This window comes from Lactivibrio alcoholicus (assembly GCF_055390895.1).
Genome location: NZ_AP042471.1, coordinates 1613459 through 1633914, shown reverse-complemented (window position 1 = coordinate 1633914; position 20456 = coordinate 1613459). Strand labels below are relative to the sequence as shown.

Here is a 20456-nt window from a genome sequence, read left to right as displayed (position 1 = left end):
CGACGCCGGCTGCCGCCCCCGTCAGGGCGCAGCAGCCCCCCGCATCCCCGACGGCTGCTCCAGGCGGCAGCGTTCGAGAAGCGCCGCGTCGGAGAAGACCCTGCGCGTATCGCCGTCCGCGGCGATGCGCCCCTCGTGGAGGACGATCGTCCGGGGACAGACGTCGAGCACCATGTCGAGGTCGTGCGTCGCGATCAGGCGCGTGTGGCGGAAGTCGCGCAGCAGGCCGATCAGCAGGCGGCGTCCGTACGGGTCGAGTCCCGATCCGGGTTCGTCCATTATCAGGACGTCCGGCAGCATCGCGAGGACGGTCGCGATCGCGACGGCGCGCTTCTCCCCCCCGGAAAGCCGGTAGGTCGGCCGGTCGGCGAGGCGTTCCGCGCCGACGCGTTCGAGCGCATCCGTCACGCGCTCGCGGACCTCGGACTCCGAGAGCCCCTGATTGACCGGCCCGAAGGCCACGTCGTCGAACACGGTCGGCATGAAGAGCTGGTCCTCGGAGTCCTGGAAGACGAAGCCGATCCTGCGGCGCACCTCGCCGACCGTCTTCTTCGACAGCAGCGTCCCGCCGACGTCGATCGTTCCGCCGGAAGGGACGATCAGCCCGGTCAGCGCGAGCATCATCGTCGACTTCCCCGCGCCGTTCGCGCCGACGAGGCCGATTGCCTCGCCGTGCTCCAGCCGGAACGAAACGCCCCGCAGGGCTTCCGTGCCGTCGGGGTAGGCGTACCGGAGGTCGCGGACGTCGAGATAGTGATGGCTCATCGGGCCATAGCCAGGCCGGACAGGAGTCCGGGCAGATTCACGAATCGGCACATCAGGAAGAACCCTCCCCATGCGAGGATGAACACAAGGTCGCTGCGCGCGAACGCGAGCGGCCGCAAAACGCGGATCTCGCCGTCGAAGAGGCGCGCCTTCATCGCCCGGTGGACGCGCGTCGCGCGGTCCAAGGCGCGCAAAAGCAGCAGCCCGATCATCGGGGCATACGCGGCGAGCGCGAGCTTCGGCCTGTTTCCGCCCGAGCGCAGGTCGTGCGCCCGAACCATGCGCTGCGCCTCGCCCGCAAGCAGGCCGATGTAGCGGTGGAGAAATTCGAGCTGCGTCACGAAGACGCGGGGGACGCCCATCTTCGCGAGGCCGAGGCAGAGCGCGTCGAAGCGCGTCGTGAGCACGAGAAGCACGGCCGCCGACACAGCGAGGAACGACCGGACCGCGATCGAGAGGAACGACATCCACCCGCCCGTGACCGCGAGGCCGCCGATTCGAAAGAGAACCTGCCGGTCGAAGAAGGGGTTGAACAGGCCGACGAGCAGGATGAAGGGCGTGGCGAGCAGCGTGCGCTTCAGGACCGCGCCCGTCCGGACGCCCGACAGCGCGGTGATCGCGACGGGATACAGGACGAACGGCGTCAGCCGCGACACGTCGTACTTTCCGAACGACGTCACGGCGACGACAAAGAGAACGGTCACGAGGCACTTCGCCCGGGGGTCGAGCCGGTGGACGGGGCTCGACCCGAGCGATTCGCCCGCGGCGCCGGCAAGCTCCGTCAGGTTTCGGTCGAGGGAATGCGACATTCGAAAGGAGGGCGCTGCGGCCGAAAAAGGCGGGAGGCTTTGACGTATCCCCCCGCCCGAACGCTTACCTGCGCGCGGTCGATGCGCGCCGCAGAGCCAGGCCGATCACGACTGCAAGCGCCAGCGTCAGCGCGCCGCCGACGAGGCCAGCAACGCTCGTGCCCATGTCGGGGTTCGGCCAGGCGGCCGGTTTCTCGGACTGAGAGGCCTCGGCCCGCGCTTCCGCCGGGTTCTCGGCTTCGCTCGCGCGGAAGCCGTAATCCGGAAGGAATGCGGTCTTCTCCTGAATCCCGGCCAGCGCCGCGTGGACGCCGCCCGCAGGGGCCGAAAGCTCTTCGCTGCCGGAGGTCTTCGCCATCGACCACTCAAGGCCGTCGGGATACGTCGAGGCGAACCAGGAGAGCGCGCCGCCCGTGAAAACCGCGGCGACGGCGAGTCCGGCAAGGATTTTTTTCATCGAAACGCCGCGCATCGGGGCGTTCTCCGCGGCCATCGAGAGGACCTCCGGCCGGGCCTGCCACACGAAGAGGACGACGGCGGACGTCACGACCCCTTCGACGAGGCCGATCGCGAGGTGGATCGGCTGCATGAGCAGCACGAAGGTGTTGAACGGCAGCGCGGAGACTCCCGAGGCCATCGTCTCGAGGACGACGGAGAAGGCCCCGAGCTGCAGCCCGATCACGGACGATGCTGTCGCGGCGATGAAAATCGTCTTCGCGGTCGCATAGCGACCTGCGATCGCCTTGTAGATGAACGGATACGCGATGAAGCACGGAAAGAACGCCATGTTGAAGATGTTGCACCCCAGCGCGAGAAGGCCCCCGTCCGCGAAGAAGAGCGCCTGGACGACGAGAACGGAGGCGAGCGTCAGGAAGGCCGCGTGGGGCCCCAGCAAAATCGCCAGGATCATCCCCCCTCCGAGATGGCCGCTCGACCCCGTGGCCGGTATGCTGAAGTTGATCATCTGGGCCGCGAAGATGAACGCGCCCAGGACGCCCATCAGCGGAACCCGCGAGTCGTCGGGCGACTCCCTGAGCTTCTTCGCCGAGTACGCCGCCAGTCCCGCGGTCACCGCCCACATCGCGCCGCCGACCGCAGGGGAAAGCAACGCATCCGCCATATGCATCGAGAAAGGCCCCTTTCGTGTTACGTATTATTTCTATTGTAGCACCACCCTTCGCGCTGTCAATGGCGGTCTTTCGCCGCGGCGGCGAAACGGCCTTCGAAACGAGATCCGGCCCGGAAGGGCGCGTTCCCCTCCGGGCCGGACGAACATTCCGCTATCGTGAGTTCCGCCGTTTTCGTTACGCCCGGCTCTTCCCGAGAATTTCCGAGAACGCCGCGCAGAGGATGTCGGTGTTTTCCGGGTTCATATTCATGGAGTAGACCCGGATCTTGTTTTCCGTGACATACCGGTCTCTGAGGAAGATATTCCGCTCTCGCATTTCGGCGCACAGCCGCGCCGCGCCGATTCCGGCGCGGTCGTCGAGCGTCAGCTCGAGGGTCGGATATTCGCAGAGGCAGTACTCCGACGGGACGAACGCGGCGCTGAAGCCCGGAAAGCGCGTGACGCACGCGGCGACCTTTTCGAGCAGCGCGGTCATCGCCCGTTCCTTCGCCGCGAACTTTTCGGGGCTGATGTTCCCGAGCGCGGTCAGAAGGCCGATGATGGTCTCCTTGCTCACCTTCATGCCGCGACCGATGCCATGCGACGGCGTCGACCGGAACTTCTCCTTCGGCATCAGCGATTCCGGCGGATTCCAGTCGGGGTAGTGCTCCGACGGTGCTTCGAGCATCTGTGCGGCGGCGGAGGCGATCAGGTCACTCCGGCCGCAGAGGATGCCGCTGTTCTGCGGCCCGCGGATGCCCTTGCCTCCGCTGATGCAGACGAGGTCCGCCCCCATGTCGATGAATTTGTGGAGGTTTTCCAGCGGAGGAACTTCCGGCCCCGCGTCCACGATGACGGGAATTCCGTGACTCTCCCCGACCCCGATGACGTCTTCGAGCTCCGGATGGCTGTCCGTCCGCGCGGCGTAGGCGATGGCAACCGTTCTCTCCGTGATCGCGGCTTCGATGTGCCATTTGTCGATCCTGTAGACGGACATCGGCGCGATCGGCGCGTGGGGGATTCCGGCGGCGACGAGCTTCGCGCCCGCGGCCCGGAACGAGTGCGCGTAGCCGCTGATCTGGTGCGAGGGCATGATGACCTCGTTCGGCATGTCGCTCGAGTCCGGAAGGCGGTCCATCCGGGCGACGTCGAAACCGCACATGCACGCGGCCGTCGCGAGCGTGAGCGCCGAGAACGCGCCGCTCGTCACGATGCCCGCCTCGGCGTGGGTCACCCGTGCGATGACCTTCGAGGCCGCCGCCTGCAGCCGGTCGATGGGAACCGTATGCTTCGCGGCCTCGTCCATCGCGTCCAGGGTTTCCTGTTCCATGATGGCGCCGCCGTACCGCGTCAGCGGACCGTCGAAATTGAGAATCGGACTGACTCCGTAGCGTTCGTAGATGTTCATTGTCGCACCTCCGGTATGGTCGTTCGCGACGATCACTCGTCGATTCTGCCGGCCGTCCCCTCGCCCGAGAACAGGGCCGGAAGGCCGCCGGTGTGCCAGAACAGGATGCGGCTCCCGCGCGCGATCACGCCCCTGCGCAGATAGTCGAGAAGCCCGGACATCGCCTTCGCGCCGTACACCGGGTCGAGCAGGATCCCTTCGCTCCGCGCGACCTCCCGGATCGCCCTCGTGCTCCCGGGCGTCGGGACATCGTAGGTTCCACCGAAGTCGAAATCGACGCGGACATCCTCTTCGCGGAACGTCAGGTCGAGCTTCAGGAACTCCGCCGTCGCGCGCGCCGCCTTCAGGATGTCGTCGACCATCGTCGGGTGCATCGAGGACGTGCAGAACCCGTACATCGCCGTCTTCGCCCCGAAGAGCTTCTTCGCCGTCAGCATCCCGGCGTACGTTCCCCCGGCCCCGAGCGGCGTAACGATACAGTCGAAGTCGTCGAGCGTCATGTTCAGCGCGTCGAGCTGGACGGCAAGTTCGGCGAGAGCCGCGAAATACGCGGTGTGCCCGCTGGCGAAGGGCGCTCCGACCGTGAGATACCGGCATATATGGCCTTCGGCTTCGAGCTCGCGGATGCGTTCGAGCCTCATGCCTTCCGTTCTTCCGAGACCGCCGTAGAGATTTTCTCCCGGCTCCAGCCGGACGAAATGGACTTCCGCCCCGAGCGCCCTGTCCAGAAGGAGATTCCCCCGGCTGTCGTCCGGAATCTCCGGCCCGTAGAGATACAGGACCGTCCTGAGGCCGCACCTGTTGCCCGCCGCGACGGTCTGGCGGCACCAGTTCGACTGGACCGACGCCCCCGTCACGATGCGGTCCGCACCCTCCGCCAGAAGGCCGGGGAGGACGAACTCCAGCTTCCTCGTCTTGTTTCCCCCGAACTCGGGGCCCGTCAGATCGTCGCGCTTCATGTAGAAATCGACGCCGTAGCTCCGCGACAGATTTTCGAGCCGCTGGAGCGGCGTCGGCAGAAAGGCCAGACGGACTCTCGGAACGTCCCGGAGGATCTCTCGCGTCATTTCGCTGATTTCCCGGATCGCTTTCATCGTCTCACTCCCATGCGACACACTCGAAAAATTTTCCGCTACGTCCGGTCCGCCGGGGTCGCCCCGGGCCGAACGCCCTTCATCGCCGACCCGGCCGCGATCAGGATCGGGTCGTACACCGGCGCGACGGGAGGGGCGTAGACGAAGTCGACGTCGTTGAGCTCGCCGACCGTCATCCCCGCCGAGATCGCCGTCGCGCAGACGTTGATCCTTCCCGCGACGGACTCGCTCCCCACGGCCTGCGCCCCGAGGAGCCGGCCCGACCGCCGGTCGTAGACGAGCCTGATGCGATTGTCCCTGCCGCCGGGATAGTACGACGCCCTGTCCTGCTTGACGATCTTCGTCTCCCCCGCGTCGAACCCAACCTCCGCCGCCTGTTCCGGCGACACGCCGGTCGACGCAACATACAGGGAGAACACCTTCGTTGCCTGCGACGCGAGGACGCCCCTGAACGCGGCGCGCTCCCCGACGATGTTCGCCCCCGCGACCCGCCCCTGCTTGTTCGCCGTCGTTCCGAGGGGGACGTAGGCCGGACGCCCCGTCACGAGGTTGACCGTCTGGACGCAGTCGCCGCAGGCCCATATCGAATCGTTCGACGTCTTCATCGTCTCGTCGACGGCGATGGCGTTCCTGACGCCGAGCCTGAGTCCGGCCTTCTCAGCGAGCGCGGAGTTCGGCCGGACCCCGACCGAGACGACCACGATATCCGCCTCGAGGATCTCCTCCCCGCGCACCCGGACGCCCGTCGCCCGCCCGCCCTCGCTCACGATTCCGTCGACGGTCGTTCCCGCGAGGAGCCGGACCCCGTTTTCCTCGAGCTCTTTCCGCACGATGGCCGAATACTCGTCCCCCAGAAAGGGAAGCGGCATGGGGAGCGCCTCGACGATCGTGACCCGAAGCCCGTTCTGCGCGAACTGCTCGGCCATCTCGAGGCCGATGAATCCGCCGCCGACGAGAACCGCCGTCCGCGCGCCCGGCGCCCGGACGGCGCTCCGGAGCGCCATTCCGTCCTCGACCGTCCGGAGGAAGAACACTCCCTCCGAACGGATTCCCGGGAGCTCCGGGATCACGGGCGACGCTCCGGTCGCGAGAACGAGGAAATCGTAGGCAACGTCGCGGCGTTCTCCCGAGGTCAGGTTCTCGACCGCGACGGTTTTGCCCGCGACGTCGATTCCGGTCGCCTCGCATCGGATGAACGTCCGGATGCCGCGCTCGCCTTCGAGCGTCTCCCGCGTCAGTGAAACGAGGTCGTTCTCCGACGCGACGAGCCCGCCGACGTAATACGGAAGTCCGCAGGCGCCGTAGCTGACGAATCCCGACCGCTCGTACACCTCGACCTCGAGATCCGGTCGCGTCCGCTTCGCCTTCGACGCCGCGCTCAGCCCCGCCGCCGTGCCTCCGATGACGACGAGGCGCTTTCCGGAACCGGCCCCGTTCACGGTGGCTTACGCGGTGGCGCCGTATTTCTCGACGACGCCCATCTCCCGCATCAGATTCCCGAGTTCGTCGAACTTCGGTCCGGCGAAGTCGAGGTAGGGCCGTCGCAGATGCCCGCCCGGCAGGCCGAGGATCCGAAGGGCCGCCTTGATGACGATCGGGTTGGACAGCTGGTAGAGGGCCTGCAGCAGCGGATAGTATCTGAAATAGGTTTCGCGGCACTCTTCCATGATCTGCATGTTCGCCCACGGGCGCGAAAAACGCGCGACCTCCTCCGGAATGATGTTGCCTCCGATGTTCGCCGTCCCGTTTCCTCCGACGGCGAGCGTCGGGATCACGATGGAATAGTTCGGGTAGTCGCAGCAGAGGATGTTGAGCCTGTCGCCGCAGAGACGTTTGACCTGGACGAGCTGTTTGACGTGCGGCATCGCTTCCTTGTCGACGATGAAGTTCGGGTTGTTCGCGGAAAGGCGCGCGATGGTCTGCGGCTCCACCTGGACGCCGAGCCGCGACGGGTTGTTGTAGATGCCGCAGGGGATCCTGACGGCTTTCATGCAGGTGTCGAGGTGCTCGTACACCGCGTCCTGCGGGATGAGGACGTACGGGGGAACCGTGAAGACGACGCCGTCGCCGCCTTCGCCCTCGACGTATTTCGCGAACTCGACGCTGCCTTCCGTCGTGTTGGACGACGCGTTGAAGAACACGGGGATTCTCCCCTTCGTCATCCTGATAACCCGCCGGACGATCTCCTTCTTCTCCTCGACCGTCAGAAGGCTGATCTCTCCGCACGATCCGAGGACGAAGAGCTCCGATGTTCCGTAGCGGATCTGCCTCTCGATGAGAACCTGAAAACCGTCGTAATCGATCGCGTTGTCGGCCCTGAACGGCGTCGGCATCGCGACCCAGGAACCTGTGGGTCGAAACACGCTACGCATCTCCTTGTCGTGGTGTCGTGTGATGTGAATCCATCGGAATCAGCGGTTCGCCGTATCGATCTCGACGATCATGTCGATCTCGACCGACGTGTTCACCGGAAGCTCCGCGACCCCGGAGGCGGAGCGGACATGCCGTCCGTCGTCGCCCCAGAGCCGCACGAGAAGATCCGACGCTCCGTTGACGACCTGCGGCTGCTGCGTGAATCCCGGGGCGCTGTTGACGTAGCCGACGAGCCGGACGATCCTGCGGATCCGGTCGAGGCTTCCGAGCTCCGCCCTGAGCGCCGCGAGGCAGTTGAGACACGCGTCCCGGGCCGAGAGCGCTCCCTGCTCGAGCGAGAGATTCCCCCCGACCTTCCCGAGGTAGCGCCGCTCGCCGTTGATATAGGCCGTCTGCCCGGCCGTGAACGCGAGATTCCCGACGACGCGGACCGGAATGTACGCCCCGGCCGGAGCCGGCGCCTGCGGCAGTTCGAGCCCCAGGGCGGCGAGTTTTTCTTCGATGGTCATGTCATGCCCCTCCTTTTTGTTCTTCCGGGAGAGTCGCGCGCGACATCCGCTGGACGACCCAGAGGACCGCGAATATTCCCGCTCCGACAAGCGACGTATGCAGGGCCGGATGACAGCACAGCATCGAGGCCACGAAGAAGAGCAGCCGTTCGGGAATCGTCACGCGCCGGAAGAGGTACCCCGTGACGAAGACGTCGAGAGAGAAGACCGCGACGAACGCGAACGCAATCGTGCCGAGGATTTCCACGGGCGACCCCTCGAGCAGCAGGCCGGGCTGGAAGATGAAGATATAGGGAACGGCGAGAATCGGGATCGCCATCTTGAACGCCTCGACGCCCGTATCCCACGGATTCGACCCCGCAAGCCCCGCGGCCCCGTAGGTCGCGGTGGCGACGGGCGGCGTGATGTTGCAGAGGATGCCGAAGTAGAACGCGAACAGATGGCACGCGAGAACGTGGAGTCCCATCGCGGTCATCGCCGGAACGAGCAGGACGGAGACGATGATGTAGACGCCCACCGTCATCATTCCCGTTCCGAGAATGAGCGCCGTGATCATCACGAGCGGCAGGAGAATCGACATCCTGCCCCCGGCGACGTTGATCAGCGACGTGCTGAGCGTGTACCCCAGACCCGATTGCATGACGCACCCGACGATGATCCCGGCGCACGCGCACGCGGTCGTGACCGAGAACGTCATGCGGACCGCGTTGTTGAGGCCTTTCACCAGCGTCCGCAGCGTGAAACGAGTGTCCCGCCCGAGCATACTCGCCGCGAGCAGCGACACGACGCCCCAGAAACCGGCCTTGACCTCGCTCGCCCCCGCGAGCATGAGGTAGATGAGGACGAAGAGCGGCAGAATGAGGTAGCTTTTGGACGCGAGCGATCTCCACGACGGCAGCGCCTTCATGTCCTCGTCCGAGAGCCTCATGAGGCCGTGCTTCCTCGCCTCGAGGTGGACGATGCAATAGATCGAGAAGAACCAGAGAACGGCCGGAACCACGGCAGCCTTGCAGACGGCGCCGTATGAAATTCCGAGGACCATCGCGATGATGAACGCGGCCGACCCCATGATCGGCGGCATCACCTGCCCGCCCGTCGACGACGTGGCCTCGACGGCGGCCGCGAATTGCGGCCTGTACCCCAGCTTCTTCATGAGCGGGATGGACACCTGACCGACCAGAAGCGCGTTGCCGACGGCCGTTCCGTTCACCATGCCGACGAGGCCGCTCGAAATGACGGCGACCTTCGCCGGTCCGCCCGTCGACTTTCCGACGAGCTTCATCGTGAAGTTCATGAAGACGTCGAGAACCCCCGTTTCCATGAGGAGTCCCGCGAAGATCAGAAAGACGATGACGAACCCGGCCGCGGCCGCGACCGGAGATCCCCAGACACCCTCGAGATCGAGGTACTGGATGTTGATGATTTCGCCGACCGAAAACGGCGCGTGATTCAGGAAGCCCGGGAACCACGGCCCGGCGTACACGTAGATCAGAAAGAAGACCGTGACCACGACGATGCTCATTCCGACGTGGCGTCTCGACGCTTCGATGACGAGAAACAGAAGAACGGTCCCCATGAACAGATCCGTCGTCGTGGGGCTGCCGGCACGGAGCGGAATCTCGGTGCTGTTCGCGAACGTGTAGATCAGGACGACGGCGGAGAGAATCGCGAACGCCGCGTCGACCAGAAGGCATACGGCTCTCTTCGCGGAAGGCTGCTCCTTCGAGTACCGCTGCTCCATCGAAGCGAGGAAGAGGACGATCAGCACCATCATCAGATGGACGGTTCTGTGGCGGAACGCCTCGAGCTGGCCCGAATACGACGTGACGAGATGAAAGAGCGCGAGAGCGACCGCAAGGACGGTCACGGCGGTCGCCAGAAAGCCGTTCTCCCTGATGACTCCGGCGAGCGTCTCGTCATCACGCAATCCGATAATATCTCTTTTGAATGACATCATGCCCTCCAAAATGTGTTTTCCTGCGTCCGGCGCATGTGGAGCACGCGCCATCGCTTTTCCCGTAACGCGGTCTCTTCTCCGGGGAATATCGCGCGATGCGGATCGATCTGCGGAGCACGCGCGGAGCCGGTCGGAAACCGTGCGGTCGCGACAGGGGGAAAGACGGCCGCACGGTCCATCCGGCAGTGCCGGTTTCCTATTTCGCGGGAGCCTCTCCGGCCTTCGGAATCGTGAATCCCTTCTCTTTGTAGAACTTCAGCGCGCCGGGATGGAGCGGAACGACCGTGCCCCGAAGCGCGTTCTCGATTTTGATCTGGCCCTTGAAGGACGCGGGGGCGACTTCGACGAAACGCTCCACGTTCTCCCAGAGCGCCTTCGTGATGTTGTAGACGAGTTCTTCCGGAACATCCTTGTTGCAGTAGAATCCGCCGCTATAGCCCACCGTCGCGATGTCCTTCGTCACACCCTTGTAGGCTCCGGCCGGGATCACCCACTTTTCCATCCCGTATTTCGCAGCCATCCGGTCGAGGAGATCCTGCGGCAGCTGCATGATCTCGACGGGAGAAAACGTGTCGACGTCCATGAACGCCGAATTGGGAGGCATCGTGAGCAGCGCGTAGAAATCGATGTGGTCGTCCTTCATCAGGAGAGCGCCGTCCGGGAACCCGACGAGCGTCACCTTGCCGAAGTCATCGTACTTGAGGTTGGATTCGACGAGAAGCCTGTCGAAGATAATCTTCCCAGTGAAGCCTTCCTTGCCGGGGCTGAAGCGCTTGCCCTTGAGATCATCGATGGTCTTGTACCCCTTGGACGAGAGAAACACGATATGGAACGGCTCGATATACTGGTTGCCGATGTACCGCAGATTCCGGCAGGGCTTCTCGAACGGAGGACGTCCCTCCCACGCGTCGAGCGCCGTGCCGCTGTACGAATACCCTATCTGGGCGCGGTTCGCGTCGATATCGCGGCAGTTGCTCACGCCGCCGCCGATCGTCGGCGACGCCCGGACGCCCTCGATCTTCTCCGTCAGGATGCTCGCAAGTACCGAGCCGCCCGAAAACCACGTCCCCCCGACAGTCCCCGTGGCGATCTTGAGGTACGTCGTCTCCGCGCATTCTCCGACGACGCACGCCGGACCCGCAAACAGGAGCATCGACACGACCAGGAACACGCCGAACGCCATTCCGCACAGCTTTCTCAACTTCTACCCCTCCTCGATATGGTGTATGACTGGTGCAGACGCACTCGCTCATGGGCAAAACCGCTCCGGGAGGTGAAACGGCGTTCAGGTCCCCGCGCGGCTACCTCTTCAGGTTCTTCTCGACATACTCGAGATCGCCGAGAATGTTGTTCAGATGGTTCGTCATCGCCATCCTGGCCTTCGCGGAATCCCTCGCGCATATCGCTTCCAGGATCTCCCTGTGGTCTTTTCCGATGACGCTTCCGGCGGTGTTCCGCAGCTTCTCGACGATCGACGAGTCCTGTCCGCCGTGCCGGATCACCCTCAGGGCCGTCTCGATGATCGGATTCTTCGATGCCTTCGAGATCGCCTCGTGAAACCTGATGTCCGTGACGGCCATGCTCCTGTTCGACGCAAGGAGGTTTTCCATCTCGCGCAGGGCACGCTCCATCGACGCGAGGTCCTCGTCCGTCGCGTGTTCCGCCGCAAGCGCCGCGGCCTCCGATTCCAGGGCGCGCCGCGCCACGAGAATGTCGCGGACGTGCGTCCCCTCGTCGGTGAAGAGGAACTGCCCGAAGTTCCGGAGCGACTCCTTCTTCTCCTGCACCGACAGAAGGCGTTCGAGATGCTCCCGCCCCGCGTCCGAGAGGACCCGTCCCTGAAAGCCGATTCGTTCGACGAGCCCTTCGTTATCCAGCTGCTTCAGAATCCGTCCGACCGTCGCCTCGCCGAGCCGGAATCCATGCCCGCCGAGATATTCCCGGATCACGCCCGCACCCTGCGGTTCACCCGCGACGGAAAGAAACGAAAGCACCAGACATTCAACCTTGCTCGATCCCATGTGCCCCTCCCCCATCGCTGCTCATCAACGATGAGTAGCGACATGACTATTATAGATTTTTTCCGACCGGAGTCAAGCGAGACTGTTCATGATCCGCGATCGGACAGCACCAACGTCGTATCGGAAAATATCATGCCATATCCCGGGACGGAATGCTTCCGCTCCACAATGGCGGATGACTGCGGTACGACTGGTCAACGACAATTACACTTCCCCTGACAGGAACGCACGGGAACTATCGGTCAGAGACGCTCGAAACGAGACTTTGTCCGCACCCCCTTCATGTGGAACGAATTCGCTCCACTCCTGTCCGAACTCTCGTACTTCAGTCTGAAGGACGATGGAATGGAACGCGTTTTCCCATCTTATGTATGGGCGGTATTTTTTTCTTGTTTACAAAGGATGGACTCTGTGGTATATCACCATAAACGCTTCGTAGTTATACAAGGCGCTATGCTCAAACATAACAACAAATTTGCGCAGAACCATCATACATTCGTCGTTTTTAGACACCGAAATTGATCATTACGATCGAAACAACGCCGGATGCGATGTCGCACACTCGCGGAATGCGGGAAAAGCTTTTTCGGGAAGGGAGGGCGGAAGGGAGCGGTACCGAAGAGAAGCATACCGTCAGAGATTGAAAGGGGGAGTTCCGTGTGAACCTGTATCTTCTGTTCCTGTGCCTTGCTGTCTTCGCAATCGGCGACATTCTCGGCGTTGCGACAAAGGCGAAGCTTTCATCGGTTTTCGTCGCGCTTCTGCTCTTTCTCGTCGGTTTCCTGACCGGCTTCTTCCCGCCCGACGTCATCGACAAGGCGGGCCTCTCGCAGATCGCGAAGTGGGCGTCCGGGTTCATCATCTTCCATATGGGAACGATGATCAATCTCGACGAGCTCCGCCGCGAGTGGAAAACCGTCGTCATGTCGCTCTTCGCGATGCTCGTCGCCGTCGTATCGATCATCGCGGTCATTCCGCTCATCGGGAAGGACGCCGCGATCGTAAGCATCCCGATCGTCAACGGCGGAATCATCGCGACGCAGATCATGACCGAAGCGGCGATGCAAAAGGGACTGACGCTCGCGGCGGCTCTCGGCGCGATCGTCTACGCGGTCCAGAAGTTCGTGGGGACGCCGCCGGCCTCGTTCTTCGGCCTCAGGGAGGCGGAAATCATCCTCAGGGAATACCGCGCGACGGGCGGAGCGCCCGCGCAGAGCGCAGCGAAAGCCGACACACCGGCTTCTCCCGTCCGGCAGTCATTCCTCCAGAGAAACGATCTCGACAAGTATTACACGAATTTCACGTGCCTCGCCGTTACGGGACTTTTCGCGTGGCTTTCAATGGAGCTCCAGAAGAAGACCGGCGTCAACTATTCGATCTGGGCGCTGCTGGCAGGAGCGACCGTCGCGCAGCTCGGCATCGTTCCGGAGCGCATTCTGGACAAGGGTAAGGCGTCCGGACTCCTGAACATGGCCGTCTTCGCCGCGATCATTCCGTCCCTGGCGAAAATAAAGGTCGCGGATCTCGTGACGCTTTCCTGGCAGACGATCGTCATCTTCGCAGCCGTCCTCGTCGGAACGATCATCTTCATGTACCTTCTTCCGACGTGGAAGTTCATCGGGTCGCGGAACCTCTCGGTCGGCATCGCGATGGGACAGCTCCTCGGCTTCCCGGCGACCTATCTGATCGCCAACGAGATCGCGACGGCCGCCGCACAGAACGAGGGGGAACGCGCAGCCGTCCTCAAGAAGATCATGCCCGCCTACGTCGTCGCCGGACTCGCGTCGGTCACGACCGTTTCCATCGTGATCGCGGGGTTCTTCGTCAAGTTCCTGTAGCGCCGCGACCCGAGCGAAAGAACGGGGGCGGGGAAATGTATCGCTTCCCCGCCCCCGTTCCATACAGAGTCCCCTCGCGCGGAAACCCGAACGCTTCCGGCTGATCGCCCGCTCGTCACCGCGCTCCGTAGTACCGCTTCGCCTCCCGCCGACAATGGACGGGATGGCAGCCCTCTTTCAGGAGGGACCCGCCTGGAGAGGGACGAAAGGACGCACGATGCGGGATTCCGCTATTTTTTGATCGCATCCGCCACGGATTCGATGAATTTTCGCGACGGCGCCTTTTTATCCCTTTCGGAAACATCGACGATCAGCTGGTACAAGTCGACGTTCTTTTCCCTGGCGACTTCCCTGAAGGTCGGGAGAAAGCTGGAGTGACACCCGGCAATCCCCAACACCAATTCGACCGGAGGTATCGGGGGCGTGAACTTTCCCCTCAAGGGCGGCATGATCTCGTTATCTATGCTGGACAGAAGGGAATGCAAATCATAACGGGACGCCTCTCCGAACCGCTGAAGCAGAGCAACCATCGCCTCCGTTGGAATGTTGCCGACGCTTCGCGCCATTCCCATGACGCCGCAGTCAATGGACGCAGCCCCGGCGCGCCATGCCGCAAGGCCGTTCGCGACGGCCAGGCCGAGATTGTTGTGTCCGTGGAATCCCACAGGGATCGACACGGCGTCTTTCAGGACGGCGACATACTCCTCTACCTCTTCCGGAACCATATGTCCGGCGGAATCCATTATCGTCACCGCGTTGGCCCCCGCGGCCTCAAGGGCACGGGCCTCCCGGGTCAGTCCGGCGGCGGGAAGACCGTACGCTTTCATCAGACTGGTTCGTACTTTGATTCCGTACCTCCGGATCATTCCAATCAGATCCGCCGCTCCGGCCGAGTCTCCCGCATTGATCCCGACGCGGAGAAACCCGAGCCCCTTTCGTGCGGCGGACTGAACCTTGTTTTCGGTGGCGAACTTCGGTTGACAGAACATCCCGATCTCGGCCTTTCCGAAATACGGTGAGGCGACTTCCAGGTATTCCTCGTCCGACAAGGGCGCTTTCTTGGCGCTGCCTTCGTTTCCGCCGAGGCCGCTGCAGTGCCCCATCTCTATGACTTTTATGCCGCCCCTGAGCAGAGATTCTATGATCGTTACGGTCATTTCCTTCGAAAACCCCGCTCCGACGACGTTGCTTCCGTCTCTCAGGGTGCAGTCGAGCAATTCGACCATAATCGGGTCCTCCTTTTTTCTTTCAATATCACGTTCGTACTTTCCGTACCTCGCGCAGGATCGGATATCCCACGGAAACGAGAATCAACGCGAGTATGGCGAGACTGAGCGGACGGTACAGAACCGGAAGAAGACTTCCGTGGAAAAGAACCAGCGTCCTCCGGAGTTCGGCTTCAACCATGGGACCGAGGACAAGGGAGAGAACGATGGGCGCCTGGGAGATTTTATACCGTTCCATAAAGTATCCTAAAATGCCGAACCCGAAAAGGAGCCACACATCGAAGAAATTGTTTCTGATGGCGTACGAGCCGATCACGCTGAGAACGCAGATGACGGGCGCCAGGACGAGGTTCGGGACTCTGAGCACCTTCACGAACTGTCTGGCGAACGCCATTCCGACGACCCAGAACATGATGTTGGCCAGGAAAAGGGAGACCATCAGCGTATAGGTTATCTCTCCGTACTTGATAAACAGGTTGGGCCCCGGGATCAGTCCCTGAATCGTCAATCCTCCTATAAAGACCGCCGACACGGCATTTCCGGGGATCCCGAGCGTCAGCGTGGGAATGAGAGAGCCCCCCGTTACCGCATTGTTCGCCGCTTCCGACGCGGCCACGCCTTCGATGTTTCCCTTTCCGAAAGAGTCGGGATCCTTCGACGCCCGTTTCGCCTCGTTGTAGCTGATGAAAGCGGCGACGCTCGTTCCTGCGGCAGGCATGATCCCTACGATGACTCCGATGATGGAGGATCTGAGAATCGTGAGCCAGGTCCGCTGAATATCTTTCTTCTCCGGGAGAATACGGTCGGAGATGGCGATGTCTTTCGACGAAACGATATTTTTCTGACTTCCCGCGGCGAGCTTGATCGCCTGGGAAAGGGAGAACAGGCCGATCAGCGCGGGAAGAATCGGGATTCCGTCCAGAAGGGAATCGTTTCCGAAGATATATCGCGGGAACCCAGTGAAGTTATCCATGCCTGCGGTTGCGATGAGCAATCCGAAAATCGCCGACAGAAACCCTTTCAGATAGGAACCGGACGAGAGACTGACGATCACCGACAGGCCGAAAAGGCCTACGAGAAAGTATTCGGACGGCCCGAACTTCAGCGCGATTTTCGCCAGGGGCGGGGCGATGAAGAGGAGCGCCACGGCGCTGACAATGCCCCCCGCGAGAGACGCCGTGGTCGACATTCCGATAGCCTTTCCGGCAAGCCCCTTCTGGGTCATCGGGAAGCCGTCGAACGTTGTCGCTATGGACGCGTCCGTCCCGGGCGTCCTGAGAAGAATCGCGCTGATCGATCCGCCGTAGACCGAGCTGCAATAGACCGCCCCCAGCAACATCAGTCCCATCTTGGGATCCATGCCGAACGTGAGGGGGATGGCGAGGGCGACTCCCATCGTGGAGGAAAGACCGGGAAGGGCTCCGACGATCAGCCCCGCAACGGTTCCTGCGAACAGAACGAGAAGGGCTTTCGGTTCGAAACAGTTTCCCAACGCGGGAAGAAGAAATTCCATCATGCGGATTCCACCTCCTTTCTCTAGAACAAAAGCCCTCTGGGAATGGGAATATGAAGCAGAATTTCAAAGAAATAGTAGACCGCCACCGACGTCCCGACGGAAACGCCCAGCGAGACGAAAAGGGAAGCCGCGTGCATGACTCCGAGGAAGACAAGCATAAAGAGCGCGGTAGACGTGTAAAACCCGAGGATCTGGATCGACACGATATATCCGAGAACAAGAGCCATGACGAGAAACACCCTGGGAATCGGCTCGTCTTTCCAGGCGGGATCTTCCGGTGCGGCATTCCGTCCGAAGAACGCCCTCAGGCCGAGCAGAATCGCGACGAGAATCAGGAGCGAACTGTAAATGTACGGCATCAGCCTCGATTGCTCGGGAAAGTCGGAAGCTTTCAGGATCGCCGCGATTCCCACGCCGAACATCATGATGGATACAACGATATCCGCCTTCTTCATGTCGCCCTCCTTGAAAGGCCGAAGATAATCCGCGAGGGAGACTTCTCCCTCGCGGACATCCCGGTACATCGGTTTTTCGTGTGGAAAATTCTCCTTCTATTTTGCAATCCAGGGATCCGTCTTCCAGAGGTCGGACCAGAGTTTGTCCTGCTCCAGAAGAAGTTTCGTGAATTCCTCCCCGGGCACGAAGTCGATGGGCATGTTCAGCTTTTTCAATTCAGCCTTGTACTCCTCGGACGCCACGATTTTCTTCATTGCGTTCACGAGCGCGGCGAGCGCCTCGGAAGGAACGTCCTTCGGAGCGGCGAACCCACGGGACGCGGTGCCCTGGATCACGGTCGGATATCCGAGCTCGGCGAATGTTGGGACATCCGGCAATTCGGCGGACCGCTTCGTATTCTGTACGGCGAGGGCGCGGAGCTGTCCCGCCTTCACCATTTCGGCGATTTCCGACACGTTCACGGCGAGAACGTCGATATGGCCGCCAAGAAGCGCGGCCTTCGCCGGAGCGTCTCCCTCGAATGGAACGGGATTCAGCTCGGCCCCAGCCTTCTTCATGAACTCGACGACGCCGAGATGGTCGCCGGAACCCTTCCCCTCGTGGGAGATGGCGAGCTTTCCGGGATTCGCCTTCGCCGCCGCGACGAGATCCGCAAGCGTCTTTATGGGACTGTCCGCCTTCACGCAGAAGACTCCGGGGTCGGTCACGACGTTGGCGATGCCGACAAAATCGGTAATCCTGTATCGCACGACGTCAGGCTGAACTATCGGGTTCACCACGACGCCGCTGAGGTTGATAAGGCCGATCGTATAGCCGTCCGGCTTCGCCTTGGCTATTGAAGTGAACCCGACGCTCCCGGCGGCGCCGGGTTTGTTGACGACGACAAACGGCTGCTTGAGTTCCGCCTCGAGGTATTTCGCGGTGATGCGGGCCAGAATATCGGTGCTTCCACCAGCGGCATAGGCGACGATCATTGTGACCGGCTTCGCCGGATATCCCGCAAACGCCGCTCCGGAAACGGCCAGGAGCGACAGGACAGCGACAGCAAGATACTTCTTCATCGAGATTTCCCTCCTTAGTGACATACACGTCTGACATTCGCCGGAAGAATACACTCCACCCATCAGCACTCCGCGCGGATCTCGTCAAGAAACTCCCCGAAGCGCCTCACCCCCTCGCGAATGTCGTTTTCCGGACAGGAATACGAAATCCTGACGAATCCCGGAGAAAGGAACGCGGTCCCCGGAACCATCGAAACGTTTTTCCGTTCCAGAAGCTCTTCGCACAATTCGATGTCGTCCCCGAGAAAGATCTTCGCTTTTCCACCGAGAAAAGAGGAAATATCGACGAATACATAGAAAGCGCCCTGCGGGGGAACGAAACGAATTCCTCCGATCCCGGAAAGAAGCCGGACGATACAATCCCTTCTTTTGCGGAATCCCTCCCGCATCTCTTCGCACGCCTCCTGAGAGTTTCGGAGCGCGCCGGCGGAAGCCCACTGGGATATGCTGCTCGTCCCGGACGTCAGATGGCCCTGGAAATCCGCAATCGCCTTTACCAAACCGGCGGGGCCGAGACCGTAGCCTATCCGCCATCCGGTCATCGCAAACGCCTTGCTGACGCCGTTGACATTCAGGACGAGGTCTCTCGCACCCGGGCAGACGTGAAGTATCTGGGGGGATTTCGCGCGGTCGAAAACAAGCCGCTCGTACACTTCATCGTTGAGGATCGCGATGCCCTTTTCCATCGCGAGGCGCCCCAGATCGCCGAGGCATTTCTCGGGATAGACGACGCCCGTCGGGTTGTTCGGAGAATTGAGCACCATGGCGACGGTTCTGGAAGTGATCGCGGCCTCGACCTTCCGGATATCCGGAATGAAACCGGTTTCCGACGTGTCGACCTCCACGGGAACTCCTTCGAAAAGTCGGATCTGTTCGACGTAACTCACCCAGGCCGGCGGAAAGACGATGACTTCGTCCCCCGGATTCACCAGAGCTCCGAGGGCCTGGTAAATGATCTGTTTGGCGCCGGTGCCAACGACGATTTCCTTCGCGGGATCGTATTCCAGTCCGAAATGATCGCGGTAATACCCTGCGATCGCCTCGCGGAGCGGCGCTATTCCGCCCGTCGGAGGATAGTGGGTTTGCCCCTCGTTCATGGCCTTCACCGCAGCGGCCACCGCCGCCGGTGGAGAATCGTAGTCCGGTTCCCCGGTCGCGAACGAGATGACGTCCAACCCGAGCTTTTCCTTTTCGCGCGCCTTCGCCGCCATGAGCGCCGTCGCCGATGGACGCATTCTGAGAAGTCTGTCGCTCAACCTCACTTTTCTTCGCCTGCGCTTTCCGTCTGATCTTCTTTATAGAAAATGTTCCATCTTATCGCGATGTCACTGAACATCTCCACCCTCTCGTGGACGGCGTCCCGGTGCTTCAGGGCCAACGTCGTCGCGAGAGCGTTCAGGAGAGCCATCACGGCCACATTCGAGTTGAAGAAACTCATGCTCTCGTAGTCCACCCGAAGAACGACATCGGCAAGCCGCCCCGTCGGAGAGAGTTCATTATCGGTTACGGCGACGACCCGGCATCCTTTCTCCACCGCTTCCTTGGCGGCACGGACCGTGAACGTCCCGTATCTGGGCAGGCAGATGGAGACGAGAACATCCTCGGGAGAGAATCTCGAGAAGCAATCGAGGTAATCCATGGATTCCTGCGATATCAGCGTGACCCCTTGCCGAATCTGCTTCATGACGCCGCTGAAGTAGAGGGCGGAAGGATATTGGGTTCCCAGACCGACGACGAAGACTTCCCGCGCCTCGAGCAGCATACGTATCGCAGCGTCGAATCGCTGGTCCGTCACATTCTCGAGAACGTGCCCTACGTTCTCCATATCCTTCCGAAGGGAATCCCGGAAGCTGAATTTTCCGTTTTCAGGCACCGCCTGCTCCATACGGACGGTTGGAAGAAGCTTTTTGCGGAGGTATTCCTGCACCTCCTTTTGCATCTCCTGAAAACCAGAGTACCCCGTGTCGACCGCGGTACGGGAGAGCGAAGATGTGCTGATGCCTATTCTTTCGGCAAGAGCGTCGATCGACAGAAACGCGGCGGTTTCCGGATGATCCAGAATGAACGCGACAGCCTTTGCCCGTGTTCCCTTAAACGTCGAGCGATTCAGCTTCAATCGTTCCATTGTTCAGCCTCCTGCTTCGGAAAAAAGAGCGGCGTCCTTCAGAGTGACGACTCTTTGGAACGCGCCTGAAGTGCGTTCGGGTCGATCCGACGGGAGAACGCATCCCGGCAAGCCGGCCGACACGAATCGAATCCGCATAGAACAACAGACGGAACATTCAGTCCTGTTCCGGGAAAAAACGCCCCAACGG

At 61.8% G+C, this 20456-nt stretch carries 18 protein-coding genes; 1 reads left to right on the top strand and 17 read right to left on the bottom strand.

All coding sequences use genetic code 11. The annotated features are described in order from the left end of the window. Positions 1 to 21: 21 nt before the first annotated feature. The 11 genes from ACZ5IU_RS07585 to ACZ5IU_RS07535 all read right to left on the bottom strand — a co-directional run bounded on the left by ACZ5IU_RS07585 (position 22) and on the right by ACZ5IU_RS07535 (position 12044). Positions 22 to 816: an energy-coupling factor ABC transporter ATP-binding protein gene (locus tag ACZ5IU_RS07585; protein ID WP_464421588.1), complete on the bottom strand. Its 795-nt coding sequence runs from the start codon at positions 814 to 816 to the stop codon at positions 22 to 24. Beyond that, positions 762 to 1574, bottom strand: coding sequence for a cobalt ECF transporter T component CbiQ (gene cbiQ / locus ACZ5IU_RS07580; protein WP_464421587.1), 813 nt, complete (start codon positions 1572 to 1574; stop codon positions 762 to 764). The genes ACZ5IU_RS07585 and cbiQ overlap by 55 nt, the downstream gene beginning before the upstream one ends. A 64-nt stretch (positions 1575 to 1638) precedes the next feature. After that, complete coding sequence (locus ACZ5IU_RS07575; protein ID WP_464421586.1) at positions 1639 to 2700, bottom strand: energy-coupling factor ABC transporter permease; 1062 nt, start codon at positions 2698 to 2700, stop codon at positions 1639 to 1641. A 178-nt stretch (positions 2701 to 2878) separates the two neighbouring features. Beyond that, complete coding sequence (locus ACZ5IU_RS07570; RefSeq protein ID WP_464421585.1) at positions 2879 to 4090, bottom strand: DegT/DnrJ/EryC1/StrS family aminotransferase; 1212 nt, start codon at positions 4088 to 4090, stop codon at positions 2879 to 2881. A gap of 32 nt (positions 4091 to 4122) precedes the next feature. Beyond that, a complete protein-coding gene (locus tag ACZ5IU_RS07565; protein ID WP_464421584.1) occupies positions 4123 to 5184 on the bottom strand; it encodes a 1-aminocyclopropane-1-carboxylate deaminase/D-cysteine desulfhydrase in 1062 nt (353 codons plus the stop codon). A 38-nt stretch (positions 5185 to 5222) separates the two neighbouring features. Further along, positions 5223 to 6623, bottom strand: coding sequence for an FAD-dependent oxidoreductase (locus ACZ5IU_RS07560; RefSeq protein ID WP_464421583.1), 1401 nt, complete (start codon positions 6621 to 6623; stop codon positions 5223 to 5225). Positions 6624 to 6629: 6 nt separating this feature from the next. Beyond that, positions 6630 to 7547 (bottom strand): dihydrodipicolinate synthase family protein, encoded by a 918-nt coding sequence (locus ACZ5IU_RS07555; RefSeq protein WP_464421582.1) that lies wholly within the window; start codon positions 7545 to 7547, stop codon positions 6630 to 6632. A 48-nt stretch (positions 7548 to 7595) separates the two neighbouring features. Continuing rightward, positions 7596 to 8066 carry a RidA family protein gene (locus ACZ5IU_RS07550; RefSeq protein ID WP_464421581.1) on the bottom strand — a complete coding sequence of 157 codons (471 nt, stop codon included), beginning with the start codon at positions 8064 to 8066 and terminating at the stop codon, positions 7596 to 7598. 1 nt (position 8067) lies between these two features. Next, the gene (locus ACZ5IU_RS07545) at positions 8068 to 10023 is read right to left on the bottom strand and encodes a TRAP transporter permease (protein WP_464421580.1); all 1956 of its coding nucleotides are present in this window, start codon (positions 10021 to 10023) and stop codon (positions 8068 to 8070) included. A 196-nt stretch (positions 10024 to 10219) separates the two neighbouring features. Then, on the bottom strand, positions 10220 to 11224 hold the full coding sequence (locus tag ACZ5IU_RS07540; RefSeq protein WP_464421579.1) for a TAXI family TRAP transporter solute-binding subunit: 1005 nt from the start codon (positions 11222 to 11224) through the stop codon (positions 10220 to 10222). A 100-nt stretch (positions 11225 to 11324) separates the two neighbouring features. Then, a complete protein-coding gene (locus ACZ5IU_RS07535; RefSeq protein WP_464421578.1) occupies positions 11325 to 12044 on the bottom strand; it encodes an FCD domain-containing protein in 720 nt (239 codons plus the stop codon). Positions 12045 to 12703: 659 nt separating this feature from the next. On the opposite strand from ACZ5IU_RS07535, the gene ACZ5IU_RS07530 reads away from it, so the two are divergent. After that, the gene (locus ACZ5IU_RS07530) at positions 12704 to 13882 is read left to right on the top strand and encodes a hypothetical protein (protein WP_464421577.1); all 1179 of its coding nucleotides are present in this window, start codon (positions 12704 to 12706) and stop codon (positions 13880 to 13882) included. A gap of 230 nt (positions 13883 to 14112) precedes the next feature. Here ACZ5IU_RS07530 and ACZ5IU_RS07525 read toward each other — a convergent pair whose 3' ends face one another. From ACZ5IU_RS07525 to ACZ5IU_RS07500, 6 genes are all read right to left on the bottom strand, one after another. Then, positions 14113 to 15108, bottom strand: coding sequence for a beta/alpha barrel domain-containing protein (locus ACZ5IU_RS07525; RefSeq protein WP_464421576.1), 996 nt, complete (start codon positions 15106 to 15108; stop codon positions 14113 to 14115). 28 nt (positions 15109 to 15136) lie between these two features. Further along, a complete protein-coding gene (locus tag ACZ5IU_RS07520; RefSeq protein ID WP_464421575.1) occupies positions 15137 to 16624 on the bottom strand; it encodes a tripartite tricarboxylate transporter permease in 1488 nt (495 codons plus the stop codon). 20 nt (positions 16625 to 16644) lie between these two features. After that, entirely contained in the window at positions 16645 to 17079 is a 435-nt protein-coding gene (locus ACZ5IU_RS07515; protein WP_464421574.1) for a tripartite tricarboxylate transporter TctB family protein, read from the bottom strand. A gap of 96 nt (positions 17080 to 17175) precedes the next feature. Continuing rightward, entirely contained in the window at positions 17176 to 18141 is a 966-nt protein-coding gene (locus tag ACZ5IU_RS07510; protein WP_464421573.1) for a tripartite tricarboxylate transporter substrate binding protein, read from the bottom strand. A gap of 62 nt (positions 18142 to 18203) precedes the next feature. Continuing rightward, positions 18204 to 19403, bottom strand: coding sequence for a pyridoxal phosphate-dependent aminotransferase (locus ACZ5IU_RS07505; RefSeq protein WP_464421572.1), 1200 nt, complete (start codon positions 19401 to 19403; stop codon positions 18204 to 18206). Next, positions 19400 to 20266, bottom strand: coding sequence for a MurR/RpiR family transcriptional regulator (locus ACZ5IU_RS07500; RefSeq protein ID WP_464421571.1), 867 nt, complete (start codon positions 20264 to 20266; stop codon positions 19400 to 19402). Before ACZ5IU_RS07500 ends, ACZ5IU_RS07505 begins: the two co-directional genes overlap by 4 nt. Between the last annotated feature and the right edge of the window lie 190 nt (positions 20267 to 20456).

Excerpts from the sequence above, each read along its gene's own strand:
- ACZ5IU_RS07575 (WP_464421586.1), bottom strand. The coding sequence starts at position 2,700 with ATGCATATGGCGGATGCGTTGCTTTCCCCTGCGGTCGGCGGCGCGATG.
- ACZ5IU_RS07545 (WP_464421580.1), bottom strand. The coding sequence starts at position 10,023 with ATGATGTCATTCAAAAGAGATATTATCGGATTGCGTGATGACGAGACG.
- ACZ5IU_RS07550 (WP_464421581.1), bottom strand. The coding sequence starts at position 8,066 with ATGACCATCGAAGAAAAACTCGCCGCCCTGGGGCTCGAACTGCCGCAG.
- cbiQ (WP_464421587.1), bottom strand. The coding sequence starts at position 1,574 with ATGTCGCATTCCCTCGACCGAAACCTGACGGAGCTTGCCGGCGCCGCG.
- ACZ5IU_RS07500 (WP_464421571.1), bottom strand. The coding sequence starts at position 20,266 with ATGGAACGATTGAAGCTGAATCGCTCGACGTTTAAGGGAACACGGGCA.
- ACZ5IU_RS07535 (WP_464421578.1), bottom strand. The coding sequence starts at position 12,044 with ATGGGATCGAGCAAGGTTGAATGTCTGGTGCTTTCGTTTCTTTCCGTC.
- ACZ5IU_RS07525 (WP_464421576.1), bottom strand. The coding sequence starts at position 15,108 with ATGGTCGAATTGCTCGACTGCACCCTGAGAGACGGAAGCAACGTCGTC.
- ACZ5IU_RS07570 (WP_464421585.1), bottom strand. The coding sequence starts at position 4,090 with ATGAACATCTACGAACGCTACGGAGTCAGTCCGATTCTCAATTTCGAC.
- ACZ5IU_RS07565 (WP_464421584.1), bottom strand. The coding sequence starts at position 5,184 with ATGAAAGCGATCCGGGAAATCAGCGAAATGACGCGAGAGATCCTCCGG.
- ACZ5IU_RS07515 (WP_464421574.1), bottom strand. The coding sequence starts at position 17,079 with ATGAAGAAGGCGGATATCGTTGTATCCATCATGATGTTCGGCGTGGGA.
- ACZ5IU_RS07520 (WP_464421575.1), bottom strand. The coding sequence starts at position 16,624 with ATGATGGAATTTCTTCTTCCCGCGTTGGGAAACTGTTTCGAACCGAAA.
- ACZ5IU_RS07510 (WP_464421573.1), bottom strand. The coding sequence starts at position 18,141 with ATGAAGAAGTATCTTGCTGTCGCTGTCCTGTCGCTCCTGGCCGTTTCC.